Origin of the sequence: Acidaminobacter sp. (assembly GCF_030247605.1) — a bacterium.
Lineage (GTDB): Bacteria > Bacillota > Clostridia > Peptostreptococcales > Acidaminobacteraceae > Acidaminobacter.
In genome coordinates this window covers 1-24,104 of record NZ_JAOTSB010000002.1, presented here as the reverse complement: position 1 = coordinate 24,104, position 24,104 = coordinate 1, and the positions used below count along the sequence as shown (strand labels likewise).

The 24,104-nt window shown below is 47.7% G+C and carries 21 protein-coding genes; 20 read left to right on the top strand and 1 reads right to left on the bottom strand.

Going from position 1 to position 24,104, the window contains the following annotated elements; translation table 11 throughout:
* Positions 1-9 precede the first annotated feature (9 nt).
* The 20 genes from OEL90_RS00110 (at position 10) to OEL90_RS00015 (ending at position 23,706) form a co-directional block, all read left to right on the top strand.
* Positions 10-981, top strand: a complete 972-nt coding sequence (locus OEL90_RS00110) for a DHH family phosphoesterase (protein ID WP_291400452.1) — start codon at positions 10-12, stop codon at positions 979-981.
* Positions 978-1,895: a tRNA pseudouridine(55) synthase TruB gene (gene truB, locus OEL90_RS00105; protein WP_291400454.1), complete on the top strand. Its 918-nt coding sequence runs from the start codon at positions 978-980 to the stop codon at positions 1,893-1,895. Before OEL90_RS00110 ends, truB begins: the two co-directional genes overlap by 4 nt.
* The gene (locus OEL90_RS00100; RefSeq protein WP_300686488.1) at positions 1,882-2,820 is read left to right on the top strand and encodes a bifunctional riboflavin kinase/FAD synthetase; all 939 of its coding nucleotides are present in this window, start codon (positions 1,882-1,884) and stop codon (positions 2,818-2,820) included. The genes truB and OEL90_RS00100 overlap by 14 nt, the downstream gene beginning before the upstream one ends.
* Positions 2,821-3,053: 233 nt before the next feature.
* Complete coding sequence (rpsO, locus tag OEL90_RS00095) at positions 3,054-3,320, top strand: 30S ribosomal protein S15 (RefSeq protein WP_300686485.1); 267 nt, start codon at positions 3,054-3,056, stop codon at positions 3,318-3,320.
* Between the two features lie 299 nt (positions 3,321-3,619).
* Complete coding sequence (pnp, locus tag OEL90_RS00090; protein WP_291400458.1) at positions 3,620-5,698, top strand: polyribonucleotide nucleotidyltransferase; 2,079 nt, start codon at positions 3,620-3,622, stop codon at positions 5,696-5,698.
* Positions 5,699-5,778: 80 nt separating this feature from the next.
* Positions 5,779-7,056 carry a M16 family metallopeptidase gene (locus tag OEL90_RS00085; protein ID WP_291400460.1) on the top strand — a complete coding sequence of 426 codons (1,278 nt, stop codon included), beginning with the start codon at positions 5,779-5,781 and terminating at the stop codon, positions 7,054-7,056.
* Positions 7,057-7,060: 4 nt separating this feature from the next.
* Complete coding sequence (gene dut, locus OEL90_RS00080) at positions 7,061-7,504, top strand: dUTP diphosphatase (RefSeq protein ID WP_291400462.1); 444 nt, start codon at positions 7,061-7,063, stop codon at positions 7,502-7,504.
* 96 nt (positions 7,505-7,600) lie between these two features.
* The gene (dapG, locus tag OEL90_RS00075) at positions 7,601-8,836 is read left to right on the top strand and encodes an aspartate kinase (protein WP_291400464.1); all 1,236 of its coding nucleotides are present in this window, start codon (positions 7,601-7,603) and stop codon (positions 8,834-8,836) included.
* Positions 8,837-8,995: 159 nt separating this feature from the next.
* Complete coding sequence (locus tag OEL90_RS00070) at positions 8,996-11,536, top strand: FtsK/SpoIIIE family DNA translocase (RefSeq protein WP_300686479.1); 2,541 nt, start codon at positions 8,996-8,998, stop codon at positions 11,534-11,536.
* A gap of 204 nt (positions 11,537-11,740) precedes the next feature.
* A complete protein-coding gene (gene rimO / locus OEL90_RS00065; protein ID WP_291400468.1) occupies positions 11,741-13,087 on the top strand; it encodes a 30S ribosomal protein S12 methylthiotransferase RimO in 1,347 nt (448 codons plus the stop codon).
* Positions 13,087-13,620, top strand: coding sequence for a CDP-diacylglycerol--glycerol-3-phosphate 3-phosphatidyltransferase (gene pgsA / locus OEL90_RS00060; RefSeq protein ID WP_291400490.1), 534 nt, complete (start codon positions 13,087-13,089; stop codon positions 13,618-13,620). Before rimO ends, pgsA begins: the two co-directional genes overlap by 1 nt.
* An 84-nt stretch (positions 13,621-13,704) precedes the next feature.
* Positions 13,705-14,970 carry a competence/damage-inducible protein A gene (locus tag OEL90_RS00055; RefSeq protein WP_291400470.1) on the top strand — a complete coding sequence of 422 codons (1,266 nt, stop codon included), beginning with the start codon at positions 13,705-13,707 and terminating at the stop codon, positions 14,968-14,970.
* Positions 14,971-15,021: 51 nt separating this feature from the next.
* Positions 15,022-16,080, top strand: a complete 1,059-nt coding sequence (recA, locus tag OEL90_RS00050; RefSeq protein ID WP_334296982.1) for a recombinase RecA — start codon at positions 15,022-15,024, stop codon at positions 16,078-16,080.
* 246 nt (positions 16,081-16,326) lie between these two features.
* Positions 16,327-17,868, top strand: a complete 1,542-nt coding sequence (gene rny, locus OEL90_RS00045) for a ribonuclease Y (RefSeq protein ID WP_291400492.1) — start codon at positions 16,327-16,329, stop codon at positions 17,866-17,868.
* 223 nt (positions 17,869-18,091) lie between these two features.
* A complete protein-coding gene (locus OEL90_RS00040) occupies positions 18,092-18,364 on the top strand; it encodes a stage V sporulation protein S (protein WP_291400472.1) in 273 nt (90 codons plus the stop codon).
* 77 nt (positions 18,365-18,441) lie between these two features.
* Positions 18,442-18,702, top strand: a complete 261-nt coding sequence (locus OEL90_RS00035) for a stage V sporulation protein S (protein ID WP_291400473.1) — start codon at positions 18,442-18,444, stop codon at positions 18,700-18,702.
* Positions 18,703-18,784: 82 nt separating this feature from the next.
* Positions 18,785-20,104 carry a hypothetical protein gene (locus OEL90_RS00030; RefSeq protein ID WP_291400474.1) on the top strand — a complete coding sequence of 440 codons (1,320 nt, stop codon included), beginning with the start codon at positions 18,785-18,787 and terminating at the stop codon, positions 20,102-20,104.
* 170 nt (positions 20,105-20,274) lie between these two features.
* Positions 20,275-20,478 (top strand): cold-shock protein, encoded by a 204-nt coding sequence (locus OEL90_RS00025; RefSeq protein ID WP_330583702.1) that lies wholly within the window; start codon positions 20,275-20,277, stop codon positions 20,476-20,478.
* A 262-nt stretch (positions 20,479-20,740) separates the two neighbouring features.
* Positions 20,741-22,171 carry an adenylosuccinate lyase gene (gene purB, locus OEL90_RS00020; RefSeq protein ID WP_300686462.1) on the top strand — a complete coding sequence of 477 codons (1,431 nt, stop codon included), beginning with the start codon at positions 20,741-20,743 and terminating at the stop codon, positions 22,169-22,171.
* Positions 22,172-22,464: 293 nt separating this feature from the next.
* Positions 22,465-23,706 (top strand): tyrosine-type recombinase/integrase, encoded by a 1,242-nt coding sequence (locus OEL90_RS00015; RefSeq protein WP_300686459.1) that lies wholly within the window; start codon positions 22,465-22,467, stop codon positions 23,704-23,706.
* 68 nt (positions 23,707-23,774) lie between these two features.
* On the opposite strand, the gene OEL90_RS00010 is transcribed toward OEL90_RS00015, so the two are convergent.
* The coding region (locus OEL90_RS00010; protein ID WP_300686457.1) for a LysM peptidoglycan-binding domain-containing protein at positions 23,775-24,104 on the bottom strand (330 nt) is incomplete at its 5' end.

The window sequence follows — 24,104 nt, the reverse complement described above, 5'->3', positions numbered from 1 at the left end:
GTCGTCAAGGTGGAACCACTTTATGTCAATAAACAAGCTTATCCCAAATCCGCATTAATTATGACCCACAGCCTCCCGGACGGGGATGCTGTGGGCTCTGTGGTTGCGCTGTGTGAGCTTCTGGAACTCATGGACATTCCAGTCCGAATCGTCATGGAGGATGGCCTTCCGGAGTCGCTGGAATGGCTCAGGGATGATCGTTTCGTCAAGGTGTCGGAGGTGCGGCTGAATCAAGGCGCAGTGCCATTTGACGTCTTTGTGGTGGATTGCAGTGATTTGTCGAGAATTGCAGACAAATTAGAGCTGTTCACACAAGCCAGAAAAACCTATAATATTGATCACCACGTGACGAATGACTATTTCGCGACTGTTAATCAGGTGGATGGCCATGCCTCTTCAACCGGTGAAATGATTTTCCGGTTGTTCGGAGTGCATGAAACACCCCTGACCCAAAGGGCGGCTGAAGCAATCTATGCGGCTGTTTCAACGGATACAGGGAGCTTCAGGTATTCCAATACCTCTTCTGAAACCATGCGTCTCGCGGGTCTCTTGATCGATTCAGGCATTGATACAGCGGCCATCAACGCGAAACTGTATCATACCAAACCCCTTGACGGCGTTAAACTGCTTGGGATAGCACTGGATAATCTGATGCTGACCCGGGGCGGAAAGATCGCGGTATCTCATGTTCTGCTGCAGCAGGCAGAGTCCAGAGAGATCAAAAACTATGAAACAGATGGCATTTGTGAGTTTTTAAGAGATATATCCGGCGTTGAAGTGGCGCTTTTTCTTAAAGAGACTGCACCAGAAGTCTTTAAGATCAGCGCCAGGTCAAAGCATGACTTTGACGTCAGCCGCCTGGCTCTCCACTTTGGCGGGGGCGGTCATACCCGGGCTGCAGGATTTACAGTGACGGGCATCCTGGAGGAAGTCCGGCATAAAATCCTGGAGCAAATAGTATTGGCGGTGGGACTGTCTTGAATGGCATTTTGAATGTATATAAACCTTCCGGAATGACCTCTCACGACGTCGTGGCGATCCTCAGACGCCTGACGAGAATGAAGCGCATAGGTCATACCGGCACTTTGGATCCCATGGCTACAGGGGTCCTGCCTGTTTGTTTAGGGAAGGCCACCCGCATTGTGGAATTTCTTTCATCAGAAGACAAGGCCTACCGGTGTGAAATGAGCCTGGGAAAAGTAAGTGACACCCAGGATATATGGGGTGAAGTGACCCTGACAGGCGGTCCATTGCCAACCACAGAGGCATTTCGCGACGCATTGATGTCCATGGTGGGAGAAATCCGCCAGATTCCGCCTATGTACAGCGCGGTTAAGGTCGGCGGTAGAAAGCTTTATGAGTTGGCCCGCGAAGGCATTGAAATTGAGCGCGAAGCCAGAATCCGCTGGATTCGTTCCATTGAGATCCTGGCTCTTGATCAGGATCAGGGCAGTGCAGTCTTTAATGTCGTCTGCTCCAAGGGGACCTATATCAGGACCCTGTGTCATGATGTCGGTCAGAAGCTCGGCTGCGGCGCCGTAATGACAGCACTTGAGCGCACCGCAAGCGGTACGTTCACCCTGGAAAACGCAATAACCCTTGAAGCCCTTGAAACTATGGACAAATCTGCCATTGAAGCTGCGCTCCACAGTATAGACGCGCCATTCAAACATCTCCCGTCTATCCAGGTGGATGAAAGAGTTGGCCGATTGTTGATAAACGGCGTCAGAACAGATTTAACCCCCATGACCCAAAAACTTGAGAGCGCTGATGTCAATCAATTCAGGATTTATCAAGGGTCTGTGTTTATTGGCCTTGGTACCTTTCAGGGGCCGGATGGCAAGCCTACACTGGAAAAATTGTTGATGAGTGGTGATGATCATGCTGATATTTGACTCCATCCACGAAATTACTGACCTTCATAAAGAAGTCGGCATAGTCCTGGGCACTTTTGACGGGCTTCATGTTGGCCACAAAAAGCTGATAGAGGCCCATGTTGAAGCCTGTAAACGCCTGGGCGTGAAAAGTGTCGTCTTCACTTATTCAAATCATCCCAGAGAACTGACTAATCCTGAGCTCAAATCCCTCAGGCTCATTGCGGTGGAAGAAAAAATTCAGCGCATTGAAGAACTCGGCGTCGATTATCTCGTTTTGATAGAATTCGACGAGACTTTGATGTCAACTGAAGCAGAAGACTTTGTCGAGCGCTATCTGATTGATGGCATGGATGTACGTCTCATCAGCATCGGCTTCGACTTTAAATTTGGAAGACGGGCTGCCGGGAATGCCAGACTGCTCAAGCAGTTGTCTAAAAAGTACGGCTATGAGCTTTTTATCCTCGACCCGGTCGAAATTGAAGGGGAGAAGGTATCGAGCTCCCTGATCCGAAAACATCTGAGACACGGAGAAATAAGGGAAGCGGAGCGACTGCTCGGCAGACCTTACGCCGTCAGCGGCATAATCAAAAAGGGCAAGCAGCTGGGACGCCAACTGGGTTATCCCACTGCGAACTTTATGATCTCCAGCCAAATGACGCTTATCAAGCCCGGGGTCTACGTTTCAGAAACGGAATACCAGGGTGTGCGCTACCACAGCTTAACGAATGTCGGTTATAATCCGACTTTCAATCAGCACGAGCTTAGTATTGAAACTTATATTTTGAATTTTGACAAGGAAATCTACGGTGAGATGCTGACAGTCTTTTTGGTGGACCGACTTCGGGATGAAGCTCATTTCAACAGCATCCAGGAACTGGTTGAGGTCATAGATGCGGATGTGGAACGGGCGAAGCGCTTTTACTTTGACCATCGGCCGCTATAAGCCCTTAAAGCTTTTAAGCTTTGCCGATGGTTTGAATCGCCCACTGACAGACCACCCGGCATCATTCATTCAACTCATTCGGGAGCATGGAATTTGGTTCCAAAAGGTTCGCGAATAATCATTGTAAACCCGTGACCTATGTGGTATTATTTTAATGTTAAAGCCTTAGTCTGAGATGACCGAAGACACCGACGGTCTTCACGGATTCTGGAATAATTATGGAGGTGTGACTAATGATCACAAAAGACAAGAAAAACGAAGTCATTGAAGCTTACAAAACCCACGAAGGCGACACAGGCTCCCCTGAGGTACAGATCGCGCTCCTTACAACGCGCATCAATGAACTCAACGGTCATCTTCAGACGCACAAAAAAGACCACCATTCACGCAGAGGTCTTCTTAAAATGGTTGGTAAGAGAAGAAACCTTCTCAACTACCTGCGTCAAAATGACATCGAGCGTTACAGAGAGCTGATCGGAAGACTCGGACTCAGAAAGTAATGTGAACGAGGCTGCTTGACCTGAGGGCCTTTCACGACGGCAGGGACGCCGTTATGCGGCGTACTTACAATCGTGACTGAACATGGCCACTGACTGGTCAATCACTTAAGTGAGCGGCAATCCCGCTCACTTATTTTATCATCTGAATGCGGCAGCCGGCTGCAAAAGAAATTTATTTTAGGTTTGTCCTACTTGACGAACGTGTCGAAGCTTCCAGATCTCGTCGTGTGCTTCGGCGCTTTGGTCAAGTAGGATAAATTTCTCAGCCGGTCATCGCTCAGACTTATAGGAGGAAATTTATGGAACCCAATGTAAAACGGTATCAGTATGATTTCGCCGGCAAAACCTTGGAAGTTGAATTTGGCAAAGTCGCAAACCTTGCCAACGGCTCCTGCATGATTCGCATGGGAGACACCGTCGTGCTTTCCGCGGCGACGGGTACCAAGAAGCCACGCGAAGGCATCGACTTCTTTCCGCTGACGGTTGAGTATGAAGAGAAACAATACGCTGTTGGAAAAATCCCGGGAGGCTTCATCAAGCGTGAAGGCCGTCCTTCTGAAAAAGCGACCTTGACGGCGCGTCTCATTGACCGCCCGATCCGTCCTCTGTTTCCGGAGCACTACCGCAATGAAGTTCAGCTGGTCAATACGGTATTCTCAGTAGACCAGGACAATGCGCCTGACGTTCTTGCCATGATTGGCTCTTCTATCGCGCTCTCTGTCTCTGATATTCCTTTTGAAGGCCCAACGGGGTCTGTCATTGTAGGTTATGTTGACGGACAGTATATCATCAATCCTAATGTGGCTCAAAGCGAGCAGTCTTCGCTCCACCTGGTCGTATCCGGTACAAAGGATGCCATCACCATGGTTGAAGCCGGCGCTGACATCCTCTCAGAGGAAGTCTTGCTGGGCGCGATCCTGTTCGGTCACGCGGAAATAAAGCGTCTTGTCGCCTTTATTGAAGGCATCCAGGCTGAAATTGGAAAGCCTAAGTTCGAGATTCAAATTCCTGTTGTAGACGACGCCATGGTCACTGAGCTGGACAACTTCCTCAGAAGCAAGCTTAACACTGCCCTGCGCATTGCAGACAAAGCAGAGCGTACAGAGACCATTGAAGGCATTAAGGATGAAATGCACAAGGCATTTGACGAGACCTATCCTACTCAAATTGGCTTCATGAATAATTTCTTCAAGTCCGTTGAGAAAGAAATCGTCCGCAAGATGATCGCTATTGAAAAAATCCGTCCTGACGGCAGAAAAGCTGACGAAATCAGACCAATCTGGTGTGAGGTCGGCCTCCTTCCGCGAACCCACGGTTCAGGACTCTTCACGCGCGGCCTGACTCAGGCGCTCACCATCACGACACTCGGCGCACTTGGCGAAGCTCAGCGCATAGACGGCCTCGGACTTGAGGACACGAAACGCTACATGCACCACTACAACTTCCCGCCGTTTTCAGTCGGCGAAGTAGGCATGATGAGAACCAACCGCCGCTCCATCGGCCACGGCGCCCTTGGTGAACGCGCGCTCCTCCCGGTCATTCCGGATGAGAATGATTTCCCGTATGCCATTCGTCTCGTTTCTGAAGTCCTGACCTGCAATGGCAGCTCCTCTCAGGCGAGCATCTGCGGTTCGACGCTGTCGCTTCTCGATGCTGGCGTGCCAATCAAAGATTCCGTTGCGGGTATTGCAATGGGCTTGATTGCAGAAGAAGGTCAGTTCACGATTCTCAGTGATATTCAGGGCCTTGAGGATGCACTCGGCGACATGGACTTCAAAGTCGCTGGCACGAAGGATGGCATTACTGCACTTCAAATGGATATCAAACTTAAGGGACTTGACGACTCTGTCTTTGAGCTCGCGCTCTCGCAAGCGAACCGCGGCAGACTCTTCATTCTCGAAGAAATGGCCAAAGTTATGGATAAACCGCGTCCGACCATGTCCATTTACGCACCGCGCGTCTTTATGATCAACATCCATCCTGATAAGATCCGCGAAGTCATTGGACCAGGCGGAAAAGTTATCAATAGGATCACTTCGGAGTATGGCGTCAAAATCGACATTGAAGATGACGGCCGTGTCCTGGTGACAGCACCGGATGGCATCAGTGGCGAGAGAGCCATGAAGGACATTCAGAACATTGTCAAGGAAATCGAAGTCGGTGAAGTTTATACCGGCAAGATTACGCGTATAATGAACTTTGGCGCCTTCGTCGAACTCCTCCCAGGCAAAGAAGGCATGTGCCATATTTCTCAGTTGACCAAGGAGCGCCTCGAAAAAATCGAAGACAAATTTGCTGTTGGCGACGAAGTCGTCGTAAAAGTTATTGAAATCGATTCCAAGGGACGTGTCAACGTTTCAAGAAAGGTCATGCTGTAATAACGCTGCAGATGACGACAGGGGGGAGCTTAGGCTCCCCCTGTTTATTTAGATCGTTAGATCGTGAGGTAACCGAAACTATGCATAAAAAACACGTACTCAAGAACGGAATCCGGGTCATGATGGAACCCATTCCATATGTCCAATCCGTGTCCATTGGATTCTGGATCCGCGCGGGCTCGCTTTATGAAACTGCCCATGAAAACGGCATCTCACACTTCATAGAACACATGCTCTTCAAAGGGACTTCTAAACGGAGTGCCAAACAAATTGCAGCAGAGGTAGACGATCTGGGCGGAGAACTCAATGCATTCACCTCAAAGGAATGCACCTGTGTTTATGTCAAGGTCCTGGGAGAGCACGCAGCAGTCGCCATAGATATCATCAGTGATATGCTTCTGAATTCCAGTTTTGATGATGTTGAGCTGCAAAAGGAACGCATGATCATTCTGGATGAGATCAATCTTTACGACGATTCAGCTGAAGATTTGATTTACGATCGACTTTCAGAAATTATGTTCAAAGGTCATGCCCTGGGCAGACCTATACTTGGATCCGTCGAGAGTATAAATGGCATTGACAGGGACCTCATGCTGAGTTACTTTATGCGCCATTACAACGCCGAAAATCTGGTTATTTCCATTGCGGGTCATTATGACGAAGCACCTCTACTGGAGCTGCTTGATAAAGGCATTGGCCAACACGTCTTTGAGTCACACAAAGTTGATAAGATAAAACCTATACCTTTTCACAGCGGATCTATCCGAACGAAGAAGGACATTGAACAAACCCACGTCATTTTAGGTTTCAAAGGTGTCGGCTACGATACACCACAGCTGTTTACACTGATGCTGCTCAACAACGCACTGGGCGGCAGTTCGAGCTCCAGGCTCTTTCAAAAAATCAGAGAAGATTATGGCTTGTCCTATTCCATTGACTCACATCCAAGCTTCTACCATGACACGGGGATCATGACCGTATACGCCTCTATGCTGCCTGAAAATGTGGAACGCGTCGTCGAGCTCATAGCCCAGGAGATTGAAGCGCTTAGGACTCATGGTCTCGATCAGAATGAATTCCTCAAATTCAAAAATCAGCTCAAAGGTAATTTTCTTCTGGGTATGGAAGGTCCAACACAGACCATGAACTGGATTGGAAAATCTGAGCTCTTATCCGGGCATATTCGTACCGTAGAGGATGTCATGGAAGGCATCCTTTCCATTGATTTTGATGAAGTCAATGCCATGGCAGAGTATCTGCTGTCCAAAGAGAACATGGCACTCTCAATAGTTGGAAAAACCAGTGCCAAAGAAGAGAAACGGCTTTACCAGATTCTTAAAGACACAATCCAGGGGTGAAGTTATGACGCTGAAAATTAGAAATATTTCTGATAACCCTATGCCAGCCTACGAGACCAAAGGCTCAGCCGGAATGGATCTTAGGGCTTGGCTGGAAGCGCCTCTTGAACTAAGACCTTTTGAACGGACACTTGTGCGTACAGGTCTTTATCTTGAAATCCCTGAAGGATATGAAGGTCAGGTTCGCCCAAGATCAGGACTCTCAATCCGCTATGGGCTGACTTTGGTCAACTGTGTCGGTACGATCGACAGCGACTACAGGGGAGAACTCTGCATTCCGGTCATCAATCTTGGACAGGAGACCGTCACTCTGGAAAATAGCATGCGGATCGCCCAGCTGGTCTTAGCCAGATGTGAACAGCTGCGTGTGGTTGAAGTCAATGACACCGCCGAGCTTTCTGAAACAGAACGAGGCCAGGGCGGATTTGGGTCTACCGGAAAGCATTAAACAGAACTCAGCTTGAGTTTTGATCTAAAGTATATAAATATGGAATAAAATACCTTAAACATAAGGTATATTAAACTGTAAAGTGAGTGATAGCTTATGAGCATCAGAGTATTAAAGTATGGCGGCACCAGTGTCACCACGCCGGAATCCCGCGAGCGCATCGCGAAAACAGCGATCCGACACAAAGAAGAAGGTCACGATGTTGTGGTAGTTGTTTCAGCAATGGGTCGTTCCGGAGATCCTTACGCTACGGACACCCTGATTTCTCTATTCAAAGCCCAAAACGAAAACTATCGCCCTCGAAATCTTGATTTTCTGATGACTTGCGGCGAGATGATTTCTGCTTCCCTGATTGCGAACACTATTGAGAAATTTGGTGCTTCAGCGATTTGCATGACAGGCCAGCAGGCGGGATTAATCACGGATGACCATTTTGGTGATGCCCGTGTGATTCGCGTTGAAAAAGAAAAGATGCTTAGACCTCTGGAGGATGGTAAGATTATTGTTCTCACCGGCTTCCAGGGTGTTACAGAAACCGGATGGCTGACAACCCTCGGACGCGGCGGAAGCGATACCACAGCTGCCATTGTTGGCGTCGCGCTGGACGCTGATAGTATTGAGATCTTCACGGATGTGGATGGCATCATGACCGCGGATCCACGCATTGTGGGTGAAGCGCGCGTTCTCAATGCCATCAGCTATGAGGAATGTTATCAGCTCGCGCTGGATGGCGCCAAAGTGGTCGACCACAAAGCGATTGATGTTGTCAAACGTGCAGGCAAGACACTCATTGTCAGAAATACCTTTAACGACGCGCCGGGAACAGTTATTGGTCCGGAGTCCGTTATTGCCAAATTGGGCATAGAAGATGACCGGGATCTAATTACGGCAATTACATCCAAAACAGGTCTCGTTCAGGTTACGGTCAACATGAGCCTGACCAGTCCGGAAAATCAGATTTTCCTTGAGTCCCTGGAGCAGAATAAGGTCTCAATCGATATGATCAACTTCTTTGAAGACAGAAAAGTATTTACAATTCAAACTGCTAAGCTGCCGGCTGTTCTTGAGGTTCTGGAGCGTCTGAATCTGGAGCACAAGTTCGCACAAGGCTGCGCGAAACTGACTCTGGTTGGTCACAAAATTCATGGCATTCCCGGCGTTATGCGCCGTATTGTCATGTCGCTGTCTAAAGCTGGCGTCGAAATACTTCAAACGTCTGACTCCTACACGACCATAGCGTGCCTGGTGCACGTTGAGGAAGTCGGAAAAGCGCTCAATGCACTGCATGCCGAATTTGGCCTGAGCCGTGATCCTGAACAGCCAAACGACTAAGCGGTAGTACGACTTAGCCACGAGCGTCCAATTGATTTAGAGACACTGCCAGAATACAGACGGGCATCCGGTCTGTCCGTGAAATGTGACAGATCGGATGCCTGCTTTGCGCTTTGGTTTTGTAAAAATGTGCTATAATGGTGAAGGTGAGGTGGTTCTATGGGTCGTACACCCTCAAAGACAAAATCGGCAAAGAAAAAGACACAAACCAAAGCACAGGCTAAGGCTTCCGTTTCAAAAGAAAAATCCATGATTCATCGTGAACTCGAGCGGCTGCTCTGGATCGCACTGACCATTATCGCCGTCATGTCACTTCATACGGATAAGATAGGTGTCATTGGTGATCTGGTCAAGGGACTGCTGCTCGGGCTTTTTGGCTTTGCGGGATTCGTCATTCCCTATGTACTGCTCGCTGCAGTTCTGATCACAACCAGCAAGCGTCTGGAAGGCCAGCGCCTGCGCTGGTATCTGATGCTGGTGGCCTTTTTTATGGCAATACTCGTCTTCACTTCAGCCAGCAGCCACGACCTGCTCAAACTGTTTGCTGAGGAAGCCAAGGTAAGCCTAATGAGTTTGAAGGGTATAGGTCTTGCTTACGGTGCGGCGCTGGAAGGCACCGGCGGCGGTGCGGTCGGCATGCTGCTGGCAGAATTGTTTATTTTGATGATCGGAAAATTTGGTTATTATGTCATAGGTGTATTTTTCGCCCTTATGGGCGGCGTACTGGCTTTCAATGTGTCCATCACCAGCAACGTAGCGGATCAGACTGTTCAAGCTGCTAAAGCGGTGAAGCCCATGGCGGATAAATTTAATACTATGCTCGACAATTCCCTTGAATCCGAGTTAACCAACAAGAAAACACCTTTCAAGAAGTATGATTCGGATTTGTATTTTGAAATGGATGCACCGGTCAAAGCGCTGGATGATGTCGAAAAGATCAAATTTAACGACGGTCACCCTGAGAGTGATTCCGCGCTGCAGCCAGTCAAAAAAGAGTTGTCACCTGAGCTTAAAGCCGCGCTTTCTGAGCTGGCAGCTGCCAATAAGCAGAATTCTATGGAAGAGTTCCAGGAAGGCCTCCACGGGTCAGACTTCACTATCCATTCTGAACTGCCGGAGGAATCCGGCGATCACGACGGCATATCAGCCGGTAAGGCACCACAGCGTTTGGAATCGAAAATCGAAAAATCTGCTGCCAGAACTGATCCGTCAGAAACGCGCCCAAGCGCTGCAGGGCAGAGTGTCCCTGATGCCGGAGTCAAGACAGTAAAACCGGCCAAGCCATACAAAATGCCGCCGCTTTCACTGCTGTCCCCTATAGCCGCCAAAGTCGCAGGCAATAGAAGTGAAATCATTGAAAATGCTAAGCGCCTTGAGAGTACACTGATGAATTTTGGCGTAGAGGCCAAGGTTATAGAGGTCAGTAAAGGCCCGGCTATTACCATGTATGAAATGTCGCTCAGTCCCGGCGTTAAGGTCAGCAAAGTCAACGCTTTGAGTGATGATATTGCCCTGGCCCTCGCGGCATCTCAGGTTCGCATCATTGCCCCAATCCCGGGAAAAAGCGCAATAGGCATTGAGATTCCCAATAAGGACACCACCATGGTTTCCTTCCGCGAGGTTCTGGAGTCGCAGGAATACAAGAAAGCAGAATCCAAGCTCTCTATTGGGCTTGGCAAAGATATTACCGGGCGCGTCGTCATAGGTGATCTGGCCAAAATGCCCCATCTTCTTGTAGCTGGCGCGACCGGCTCCGGCAAGAGTGTCTGCATCAATACTATGATTCAGTCAATTTTATATCACTCGACGCCGGAGGAAGTCAAACTTCTGATGATTGACCCAAAAGTCGTGGAACTCAGCCATTACAACGGCATACCTCATTTGATCCTGCCGGTGGTCACGGATCCGAAGAAAGCTTCCATAGCGCTGAACTGGGCGGTCCAGGAAATGACCAACCGTTACAGGCTATTCGCGGATACCGGTGTTAAGGAAATCAAATCCTATCAGAAAAAGGCCAAGGAAAATCCTGAAATGGCACCAATGCCTTACATTGTCGTCATCATAGACGAACTCGCGGATCTCATGATGGCAGCACCTAATCAGGTTGAGGACGCCATCTGCCGACTGGCCCAGATGGCGCGGGCTGCGGGCATTCACCTGATCGTGGCTACACAGCGGCCTTCGGTAGACGTCATAACGGGTCTGATCAAGGCCAACATTCCGTCTCGGATTGCATTTGCCGTGTCCTCGCAGGTTGACTCCAGGACAATTTTGGACGGCTCCGGCGCAGAAAAACTGCTCGGCAGAGGCGACATGCTGTTTCATCCAGTCGGTGCCAACAAGCCTGTTCGGATCCAAGGTGCTTTTGTGTCAGATGAGGAAGTCGAGAAAATCGTAGAATTCATCAAAAATCAGGTGGATGACGTTGAGTATCAGACGGAAATTCTCGATCAGGAGACTTCAGAAGATGGCTATGGTGAAGCGGATGAGCATCTCATGGATGCCATTGGTCTTGTGGTGGATACCCAGCAGGCTTCGATTTCTATGCTGCAGCGTAAATTCAGACTGGGATACAACCGCGCTGCGAGACTGGTCGACCAGATGGAAGAGCGGGGCATAGTTGGTCCGAGCATGGGAAGCAAGCCGCGTGAGGTGCTGATTGATCGAATGCAGTTTGAAGAATGGCAAAATAAGTCCTGAATGTTTAAACTGAAGGTTTAAATCATCAAGGCACTTGAAGCGGCTGTGTCCGTTGAGTGACCATCGGCTAAACATAAGCACTGCCGATGGTTGATTAAAAGACACAGTCACTTTTGTGAACCAGGAAAGTTTGCGTAAAGTTGTGAAATAATAATTGACAAAATATAACAAATGGAATATTGTGGAAGGAGCAAGACGACGCTCATGGATTATAGAGTCTATGTTGAAACCCTTGGTTGCGCAAAAAATCAGGTGGATTCGGAAATTATGATTGGACTATTGGATCAGCAGCGGTATTTGCTGACGGGACATGCGGACGAGGCGCAGGTCATTGTCGTCAATACCTGTGGTTTTATTGAAAGCGCCAAGGCGGAATCTGTGGATACCATCCTGGAAATGGCCCAGTACAAAGTCAAAGGAAATTGCAAAATGCTGGTGGTGACTGGGTGCCTGGCTCAGCGCTATGCAGAAGAACTGAGGTTGGAAATTCCGGAAATTGACGCTTTGGTGGGAACAGGGAGCTTTGATACGCTGATTCCGGTCATTGACAGGGTGCTGAAATCCCAGGGTACTGTTGTGGAAATGGCCAGCATTGACAAAGAGTTTTCTGAAACCCTTCCAAGAATAACACTGACGCCTAAACACCAGGCTTATTTGAAGATCGCGGAAGGCTGCGACAACCTGTGTACCTACTGTATTATTCCCAAGCTTAGAGGGCGCTACAGAAGCCGCGGGTTTGAGGATATTTTGACTGAAGCGCGCGCTTTGGTGGCAGATGGTGTTACAGAACTGATTGTCATTGCTCAGGACATAACCCGTTATGGGATTGACCGTTATCTCAGATACAGGCTTGCAGATTTGCTCCGGGCGCTGAATGAGATTGAGGGGCTTCACTGGATCCGACTCCAGTATTGCTACCCCGACATTATAAACGACGAGCTGATCGACGCGATTGCCAGCTGTGACAAGGTCGCCCACTATATTGACATGCCAGTTCAGCATATTGACGACACTATTTTGAAGCGAATGAACCGAAGAACCTCAGGTGAGGCGATACGGTCGCTGATCGAAAAGCTCAGGGCCAGAATCCCGGATATTTCAATTCGAACGACCATGATTGTGGGCTTTCCTGGTGAGACCGAGGCGGAATTTGAATCTCTGCTTAAGTTTGTAAAATGGGCGCGTTTTGATAAGCTGGGCGTATTCCCATATTCTCAGGAGGAGGACACAGCGGCAGCGCTGCTCCCGGATCAAATTGAGGATGAGGTGAAACTGGAGCGACGCGACAGGATCATGGAAATTCAGATGGGAATTTCTGCAGAACTGATGGCAGGCAAGGTTGGTCAGACTTTGGAAGTTCTGATTGAAGAGCAAGTGGAAGGCGAGGACGTCTACGTGGGACGAACGCAGTATGATGCGCCGGAAATTGACGGCGTCGTCTACGTGAACACTGCGCCGGGATCTGAAGCGCGCCTGGAACCGGGAATCTACGTTCAGGTTCATATTGTGGACGCAATGGAATATGATTTGATTGGAGATGCTGTTCTATGATGAATATAGCCAATCAATTGACAATCCTCAGAATTATTCTGATTCCGGTGTTTATGTTCTTTATGCTGGGCGATCTGCCAGGAGGCCGCTGGATTGCGGCGGGCATCTTTATATTTGCGTCCCTGACGGATTTTGTCGATGGTTACCTCGCGCGCAAACTCAATCTCATAACAAATTTTGGCAAGTTCATGGATCCGCTTGCGGATAAACTCCTTGTGACCGCGGCACTCCTGTGCTTTGTGGAACTTGGTGAAGTTTCCTCGTGGATTGTCATGATCATTATTGCCAGGGAATTCATTGTCAGTATCTTCAGGGCGATTGCTGCAAGTGAAGGAATTGTTATTGCAGCCAGCTGGTGGGGCAAAGTGAAGACCAATGTTCAGATGTTCGCCATTATTTTCCTGCTTTTCAGGAACTGGCCTTTTGAAGCTATGGGTTGGCCTGTGGCCGATCTGCTGATGATCCTGGCAGCGATCCTGACGGTTATATCCGGGTACGATTATATTTATAAAAACCGCGCCGTTCTAAAATAAGGTTTTACAGCGCAGCAGTATGCAGGTCATTAAAAAATCCGTTTGAAAGATCGTCAGTTGACACCTGAATTAGGGGGAAACACTATGAAAGCAACGATTCTGAATGTTGGTACAGAGCTTTTGGTGGGCTCAACGCTAAATACACACAGTTATTACATCTCTCAGAAGCTCCACGAGATTGGGGTCGGCGTTCTGTATCACGCGGTCGTCGGTGACAACCCGGTCAGACTGGAGGATATGATTGGCTATTACTATGACACCTCAGATCTGATCATTGCCACGGGTGGACTTGGGCCAACGGAGGACGATCTGACAAAAGAAATTTTCGCCAAGTGGTTTGGCGTGCCACTCTATTTTTCCGAAGAGATTCGCGAGGATATTGAAGCGCGTTTCAGAGGCTTCGGCCGCCCAATGACGCCAAACAACCTCAGACAGTGCTATGTTCCGGAAGGCGCTGAAATTCTTTGGAATGAAAATGGAACTGCTACTGGATTCATACTGGAGAAGGACGGCAAAATAGCCATATTATTGCCTGGTCCGCCGCGAGAGCTTCGCCCAATGTTTGAAAAACAGGTGATCCCTTGGCTGCGCCAGCGTGTATCTCAGGTTTTGACCAGCCGGTATTTCAAGATCTTCGGGCTGGGGGAGTCTGCGACGGAGGATCGGCTTTCTGATTTGTTCGCTGCTCAGATCAACCCAACCCTGGCTACTTATGCCAAGACAGGAGAAGTGCTTCTTCGCGTGACGGCCTCCGGAGCTTCCGATTCAGAGAATCAAAAGCTGCTTGAGCCGATGGTTGAGGAAATCCGCAGCCGGATCGGAGATCACATCTACGCAGAACGCGACGCTGAGCTTTCTGAGGTCCTCTTTGAACTGCTCCGCGACAAGGGACTTAAAATTGCCCTGGCCGAATCTTGTACAGGAGGCATGATGGCGGATATGCTGGTATCACATTCCGGCGTTTCAGAGGTCTTTGGCGTCAGTGTCGTCGCTTATGACAATGCTGTAAAAGCATCCGTACTCGGTGTACCGGCTGAGACTCTTGAGACTTTTGGCGCAGTTTCGGAGGAGACGGCCAGAGCAATGTCAGAGGGCATCTCCAAGATCAGCGGCGCAGAGCTTTGTATCTCGGTGACGGGCATTGCCGGGCCTGACGGCGGTACTGAAAAGAAGCCTGTCGGGCTGGTTTACATGGATCTTTACAATTCACTGAGCCGGGAACACAGGACTTTCAAACAGGTCTTTACCGGCAACCGCGAGCGCGTCAGGCAGGCATCTGCCATGAAGGCATTTTATGAAGCAATTCAATGGCTGAAAGCAGACTTGACAATAGCCTCAAAAGAGATATAATTAAATAAGAACATTTGTTCTTATTGAAAGGATGGTGCACTTCCTATGGCAATGCCCGACAACAAGGAGCGGTTAAAAGCACTTGATAACGTTTTGAGCCAGATAGAGAAGCAGTTTGGAAAAGGCTCAATCATGCGTTTGGGTGATGAAAATGCAAGAACCAACATTGAAAGCATACCCACCGGCGCGCTGGAACTTGATATCGCGCTTGGCATAGGCGGCATACCGAAGGGCAGGATCATCGAGATCTATGGACCTGAGTCCTCAGGTAAAACCACAGTATCTCTTCACGTCTTGGCAGAAGCGCAAAAGCGCGGCGGGATTGCAGCCTTCATTGACGCAGAGCACGCTTTGGATCCGGTATACGCTAAGAATATAGGCGTAGACACAGATAACTTAATTTTGTCTCAGCCAGATACCGGCGAGCAGGCCCTTGAAATCGTGGACGCCCTGGTTCGCAGCGGTGCCGTGGATGTCATTGTCGTCGACTCTGTAGCCGCACTCGTGCCAAAAGCGGAGATCAGCGGAGAAATGGGTGACAGCCATATGGGTCTCCAGGCCAGACTGATGTCTCAGGCCCTTAGAAAACTGACAGGGATCATCAGCAAATCTCAGACTAGTGTCATCTTCATCAATCAGCTTCGAATGAAAATTGGAGTCATGTTCGGCAACCCGGAGACCACGACGGGGGGAAATGCACTTAAGTTTTATGCTTCAGTGCGATTGGATGTCAGAAGAATTGACTCCATTAAGCAAGACAATGAAGTCGTTGGCAACAGAACCCGGGTCAAAGTCGTTAAAAATAAGGTGGCACCGCCGTTCAAACAGGCTGAGTTTGACATCATGTACGGTACAGGCATATCTAAAGAAGGAAGTGTACTGGATGTAGCGGTCACGGCCGGGATTGTCAACAAAGCCGGCGCCTGGTTCAGTTATAACGGTGAGCGACTGGGACAAGGTCGAGAAAATGTTAAAAAATTGTTTGTAGAGAATCCTGCATTGATGGATGAAATTGAACAAAAGGTAAGGGCTCATTTCCTCATGGCAGAGCTTCCTACGGTGGACATGCCTGAAGCTTCTGAGTCAGAGGTCGAGTCAGAACTCGAGTAATTTCACGTTTGAGAGGCTGGACCCTATGTTCATCTTGAGAAGCCGCACAATTGAATAAGTTTAAATGCCCTGCTGTGTTGGATGTTTTTTACAAGCAGGGCTGTTTAATATCCTAGAATCCCCTAAATACAAGCGTTTTAGACGGCTTCCCTTTCTTGACAGTCTAATTCAAAAGATATACAATTGTATGAGATCAGTGCGTATGTCGCGGCTGGTCTCACAATGTTTTAGAGGGAGGTGAACACGATTAAAGAGATCTATTATATCATTGCCATTATCGCCATGATCCCCATCGGCATCATTGTCGGCATCACACTTCGCAAGAGAACTGCTGAGAAGCTGATTGGCTCTGCTGAATTCAAGGCACAAGAAATTGTCCTTGAAGCCGAAAAGAACGCCGAAGGGTTGAAAAAGGAAAAACTGATCGAAGCGAAAGAAGAAGTGCATCAATTGCGCAATGAGCTCGAAAAAGAGACCAAAGAACGGCGTGCAGAACTGCAGCGCATGGAAAAACGCGTTCTGCAGAAAGAAGAGACGCTGGACAAAAAGTCTGAAAATCTCGAGAAAAAAGATGAAACCCTGAATCGAAAAATCAAAGACGTAGAAGTCAAGCAATCCGAAGTCGAAAAACTCTATGAGTCTCAAGTCCAGGAACTCGAAAGAATTTCAGGCCTGACCGTAGAGGAGGCGAAAAACCACCTCCTCAGCGACATTGAGAAGGAAGTTAAGCACGACGCGGTCGTCATGATCAAGGACATTGAATCAAAAGCCAAAGAGGAAGGCAGCAAGAAGGCCAAGGAGATTATTGCCTACGCTATTCAGAAATGCGCTGCGGACTATGTGGCGGAATCCACTGTCTCGGTCGTGGCCTTGCCGAATGATGAAATGAAGGGCCGCATTATTGGCCGTGAAGGTCGAAACATTCGCGCGCTCGAAACCCTTACTGGTGTCGATCTGATTATTGATGACACGCCGGAAGCAGTCATTCTTTCATCTTTTGATCCTATTCGAAGAGAAATTGCAAGGGTTGCGCTCGAAAAGCTGATCGTTGATGGCAGAATCCATCCAGCGAGAATCGAAGAGATGGTCGATAAAGCACGCAAAGAAATTGACCAGACCATCAAAGAAGCCGGCGAGAATGCATGTTTTGATGCCGGTGTACACAATCTCCATCCAGAGTTAATCAAACTTCTTGGTCGTCTCCGTTACCGTACCAGCTATGGTCAAAACGTCCTGCGTCACTCCATTGAAGTCTCCTATCTGGCCGGCATTATGGCGGCAGAGCTTGGAACGGATGTCAGGATAGCCAAGCGGGCAGGACTTTTGCATGACATTGGCAAAGCGATCGACCACGAAATGGAAGGTACACACATTGAGATTGGTATGAACCTCCTCAAAAAGTACCGTGAATCCAATGAAGTCATTCACGCTATGAGCACCCACCACGGCGACTATGAACCTCAGACGGTTGAGGCAGTACTCGTTACGGCAGCAGATGCTATAAGCGCAGCAAGACCAGGTGCCAGAAGAGAGACTCTCGAAACCTATATCAAACGCCTTGAAGCGCTTGAGGGCATCGCGAATTCCTATGAAGGCATCGAAAAGTCGTTTGCAATCCAGGCTGGACGTGAAATCCGCGTTATGGTTCTTCCAGAACGCGTCACGGATGACGAACTTGTCCTCCTAGCCAAAGATCTTCGCAAGCGCATTGAAAATGAACTCGATTATCCTGGCCAGATCAAGGTCAGCGTTATTCGGGAAACCAGAGCTGTGGACTACGCAAAATAGATCCAGCCCTGAGGTTGACTTTGAACATCACATAAAATCCATCCCTTTCGGGTTGGGTTTTATGTTTTTTTTTGCCTAATTTGTCCATGTTATGTTCATAAAATAAATTAATGGGTATAATTAATCTCAAGGCACCTCTAATTCACAATTCACTTCCTATTTTAAGCAGACAAAATTCAGTTGGGTCAGAGCATTAACATTAGTGACCAAAGGAGGCACATTTATGGAGGTTCTCAAAGTATCGGGCAAATCCAGTCCCAATGCCGTCGCCGGTGCGTTAGCAGGTGTATTCAGAGAGCACGGCGCAGTCGAATTGCAGGCAGTCGGGGCAGCTGCCATTAACCAGGCAGTCAAGGCCATTGCCATAGCCAGAGGGTTTTTAGCCCCTAGCGGCGTGGACATTGTCTTTATCCCTGCATTCGCGGACATAGAAATTGATGGTGAAGAACGTACGGCCATTCGGCTGATCGTACAGCCAAAATCCATTTCCTCTTAGCATCAATTATCGCAACATAGTAATAATAAGGGCCATACAGTAATGAACGAGGATCCGATTCAGTAAGGAGGGCAACCATGGAGGTCTTGAAAGTATCATCACATTCGAATCCCAACGCTGTTGCAGGCGCGCTCGCGGGCGTTATTCGCGAGCATGGGCATGCTGAGATTCAAGCTATTGGAGCAGGCGCTATCAATCAATCTGTGAAAGCAATAGCTATAGCAAGAGGCTTTTTATCTCCATCAGGGATTGATCTCGTTTGTGTACCGGCATTTACGGACATAGAGATAGACGGTGAAGAGCGAACGGCAATCAGACTGATAGTACAGCCAAAATGATGGTGTTTGATTTGAAGTGGGAAATTGGTGCAGCGCATCAATTTCCTGTTTTTTTGAAAATGTTGGGTGGGGTGACGCTGAAATGCAGAAACTCAGAAAAAATGATTTAGTCATCAAATCTCCGGGGCTGCAGATCCGCGAAAAAATTCAGCGGGATTATGGAGATTTGAAAACCTTCGCAAATAAGATAGATATGAGCGAATCATCCGTGGACCAATACCTGACACATAAAAACATGGGGTCCAGTACATTTAAAATCCGCCTGACAAGAGAACTGGGGCAGGATTTCAGGTCACTTTATAAATCTGATCATGAGCAGGTGGAAACTTTAATTGAACGCTTCATGACAGAAGCAGACAGATATGAGCAGTTAAGCGAGCTGCAAATGGCTGAAGGGCTTCATGTTTTGGTTAAGGCCTGCGACGTAGATCCTTGGGCTATGGCAAGTACTTATTATGGTCAGGCGCTTTATCGCGAAGCCTGTGGGGAGACTGAAAAGGCACTGGGATATTTGAGCCGGGGCATTGCATTGCTTCGATCTTCGGATGGTCAGGGACGGAATGCGGAGATACTGGCAATGCTGCTGACGCGGATGATTTGGATAGAACGACTATCGGCTGCCAAAGAGAAATTGTTTAAGGATTTGCAGAGCTGGTCTGTTTACCTGAAGCTCATTGAATCCAGGGACCTGAGAGCTGAGATGTGCTGTACCGTCAGCAAGGCTTTCCTGGAGCGCCAGGAAATGTCGACAGCTCGATTCTATACTACAATGGCCGGGGATCTGGCTGAGTCAGACTATGTCAAAGGTAAAGCGACACTTGGCGCTGTGCTGATGTCTGATGATTTGGAGTCATGCCGTGTCGCCGCTGCGGAGGCGGAGCGGCTTTTAAGAGGCGCTTCAGATTTAGTTCCGGAGTTATTGCTGGCCAGAGCAAGGATTTCTGAATTAGCGAATGACGGACGAGAAACCTTTAATTATCTTCATATGGCCATGGATCGGTGCGGCAGAAAACTGACTGCACACAGTCCTGAGCTGAGCGCTATGTGGTTCAGAAAGCTGCTTGAGGAAATAGAAGACGAAATTGAGTTCGAGCGTGCATTGAGAGCACATATTTTAAGATTGGTATCTGAACTTGGAAAAGGGTATAAGTACGCTCGCAGTCATTTGCTTGAAACTTTTATCTGCTTGGGAAATAGACCGCTTTCAGGACTTGGGGCTTTTGAATTGCTTAAGGATTTAGGCCGGATCCAGCATCCCGAGAGCTATCATCCTGCCATTTCTGAAGTCTGCTATAAGCTGTTGGGTAAGCTTGCAGCGAATGCATTTGGAAGTGCCATTCCTGAAGAAATATTGCAATTTGAGGATACTGAGGCAGATCAGAGCAGTGTAATTGGTAAATAAAGTTTGACATAACGGTTTTAAAGTGGTAATATAAGGTGTTGCTTAAATTAAGAGCAAATGATTTAACGTGTGTTTTTAGAATTGGTGTCCATTCAGTGGGCCCCCTGATTTTAAAAAGTCTCAGTTATATTCATTGCAAAGGTTTAAGACTAAAAAATTAGGAGGTACTCATTATGAATGGTACAGTAAAATGGTTTAACGCAGACAAAGGTTTCGGTTTCATCACAGCAGAAGACGGCAAGGACATCTTCGCTCACTACTCACAAATCAACTCAACAGGTTTCAGAACGCTTGAAGAAGGCCAAACGGTAACGTTTGATGTCGCTCAAGGCCAAAAAGGCCCACAAGCTGAGAACATTGTTGTCGTAAGATAATTTTGTGAAGGCAGCCCTGAATCTGAAAAGATTCAGGGCTTTTTAATTTTTTGGTTTTTCGCTATGGGCGGGGAAGAAGGTGAGAAGTCAGTCACAGTGTTGAAGGCGGCGTCAGCTGTTTAGATCGATCGACAGCGCCTCCACTTTGCGGATGTCTTCTTTTCACTTGAATACTTGATAAAAGTTCGGTATAATAAATGCGAACTTATTAAACAAAATGACATTAAATGTTCGACAAAATAGAGCTGAAAGAGGTGCCTGGATGAGTGAAGTATATGAAAATCCATTGATAACGCGTTATGCCAGCAAGGAGATGTCTCGGTTATTTTCAAGTCAGAAGAAATTTTCAACTTGGAGAAAGCTGTGGATCGCACTGGCAGAGTCAGAGCAAGAGCTTGGTTTAGCCATTACAGACGAACAACTGGATGCATTGAGAGCCCATGTCGAGGATATAGACTTTGAATTAGCGGCTGCCTATGAGAAAAAACTTCGCCATGATGTCATGGCGCACGTCCATACTTATGGTGATGCCTGTCCGGTGGCGAGAGCTATTATCCACTTGGGTGCTACAAGCGCCTATGTAGGAGACAATACAGACATATTGGTTATGAAGGAAGCCCTGGAGCTGGTTCAAAAGAAACTTGCCAGCTTGCTCGCTGCACTCAAGGTTTTCGCGCTTGAGTACAAAGAGATGCCAACGCTTGGATTCACACACTTTCAGCCTGCGCAGCTGACAACGGTCGGTAAGCGCGCGACGCTATGGATGCAGGATTTGCTTCTGGATTATGAGGAAGTCACCTTTGCACTTGAAACGCTCAGAATGAGAGGCGTGAAGGGGACGACGGGCACACAGGCCAGCTTTTTAAGCCTGTTTGTTGGCGATCACGAAAAGGTCAAAGCACTGGATCATCTCGTCGTGTCTAAATTCGGTTTTGAGGCATCAATTCCAGTCAGTGGCCAGACGTATTCCAGAAAGCTTGATTCCAGAGTGCTCAACGCATTGTCCCAAGTAGGACAATCCATGCATAAGATGACCAATGATCTGCGTTTGCTCCAGCATCTCAAAGAAGTTGAAGAACCCTTTGAAAAGCATCAGATTGGATCCTCCGCAATGGCATATAAGAGAAATCCAATGCGTTCAGAGCGTATAGCGTCACTCAGCCGTCTGGCTATGGCAAATGCACAAAACAGCGCCATGACTCAAAGCACTCAGTGGTTTGAAAGAACGCTGGATGATTCTGCCAATAGAAGGGTATCAATTCCAGAAGGATTCCTGGCAATTGACGCATGTCTGGATATCGCTTTAAACGTCGTTTCAGGTCTGGTGGTTTATCCGGAGATGATTCGCCGGCATGTAGAAGCCGAACTGCCATTTATGGCGACTGAAAACATCATCATGGAAGCTGTCAAAGCCGGTGGAGATCGTCAGGATCTGCATGAGCGCATTCGAGTGCATTCAATGGAAGCCGGCAAAGAAGTTAAACTATATGGACGAAGCAATGATTTAATTGAACGGATTTTGAAGGATGATTATTTTAAATTGAACCAGGATGACTTAATGGCAATTTTAAAGCCGGAGAATTATGTAGGACGCGCACCGCAGCAAGTTGTAGAGTTTATTGAGAACGAGATAGATCCAATTTTAAAAGCACATGAAGCGGATTTGCTTCAAGCTCAAGATCTTAAAGTATAAGACAGATCAGCCCGCGAAAGCGGGCTTTATACTTGCGATTCAACTATTCTTTAAATGTATATTTAGGGAATAGTTGACGGCGGTTAAAATAAAAGCTATAATTGGCTTAGGATCCATCAAACCTTGTGAGTCCAAGGTCTCCCCGTTTTTAATATTCCAGTTGGGTTATGCGGGTCTGCAGTAGCCGCCTTTAAACCCCTTCAATTAGATTTGAATTACTTAAGAACTTGTAACTTGTCATTTAGTTCATGCAGGTCTGACCCCATTAGTTCACTGGAGGTGCATCTAATCCTATGAGTCGTAAACCTATCAAGATCCACAACAAATCCTCTAAGCCTGACAACATTGTACTTCAGGAAAATGAACGCATTGAATTGTGTGAATCCATTGAACGCAAACTCCCCCATTACCTCAGTCCCTTCTTTACCTACTTAAAGAACGCAGTGTCGCTGAATACGCGCGTGGCATATCTCAGAGATCTGGAATTCTTCTTTCGCTATCTTGTCCAAGAAACCCGTTTGACGGAGGCTGAAGAAACCCGGTTGGTCGAGCTCGAAACGCTGGATAAGCTGCACGCGCGGGATATTAATTATTACATGGGCGAATATTGTGCCAGATATGTGGTTTCAGGCAAAGATAATGATTATCTTATGGAGAATCATAATAGTTCACTTTGCAGAAAGCGCTCCAGCCTAAGTGTGTTTTTCAAGTATCTCTACCGTGAAGGTCTGATTGAACGCAACATAACGGATGGGTTTAATCCAATCAAACTGCCAAAGCCTCAGCCGGATGCCATCAAAAAACTGGAAATTGATGAAGTGGCAGTCATGCTGGACGCTGTCGAAACCGGTAAAGGACTGACTGAAAAAGAACTTCAATACTGGCAAAAGACCAAACACCGTGATAAGGCAATTCTGATGCTCTTCACAACTTATGGACTGCGCCTCAGTGAACTGGAGCAGCTCAATCTCAGTTCCTTTCATTTTGGACGCGGTGAATTTAAAATTTACAGAAAACGTGGCAAAGAAGTCAATATGCCCATCAACCGTTCAATTGAGGCTGTCCTGAACGAGTACCTTGAGCTGGAGCGCAGCCTGATTCCGGTACAGAGTGGCTATGAGGACGCGTTATTTTTATCGCTCCAGGGCACACGCATGACCGTCAAGGCCATACGTCAACTGGTGAAGAAATACACCTCTATCCCCCTCGGGACGTCCAGAAGTGATGGCTACAGTCCTCACAAACTTCGCGCGACAGCTGCTTCCTCCCTGATTGAGTACGGCTTTTCCATTTATGACGTACAGAGCTTACTTGACCACGACAACGTGACAACGACCCAGCTCTACGCGGCCCACAGAAAGAATCTAAAGCGTGAAATTGTCAATAAGTATGAGCTCCTCGATGAGTTTGACAAAGGGATACGTTCCAATTACAAAGCACTGCCGGGCGAACCGGAAGCCCTGCCAATTAATAAATCCGAAGCTGGATCAGAACCTGAATCTGCAAAACTTGAAGACAACTCAATTAATGAGTAAGAGAAGCAAGACATAAAATTTATTTCATAAACAAAAAAACAGCACGCTTGTGCTGTTTTTTTAATATCCTATTCCAAATCAAGCGGAATCACAAGGATCTGGCCTGGATGAATGATGGCATTCTCAAGTCCATTGGCTTTTTCTATAGCATAAATCAGGTGCCTGACATCATAGTCATGATTGAAAACGGTAGTATTGATCTCTTGTGCGATTCCCCACAAGGTGTCCCCTTTTTCGACCTGAACTTCCATTTGCTGAGGTTCGACTTCTGCCAGTGAAAAAGTTTCATTAAGGCTGCCGCTCATGATGAAAATTGCAATGATCCATGAGAAAAGCGCCATCCAAAACCCTGCTGGGATTGATTTTTTTGAAGTTTTACGAGTGATACGTTTTTGAGC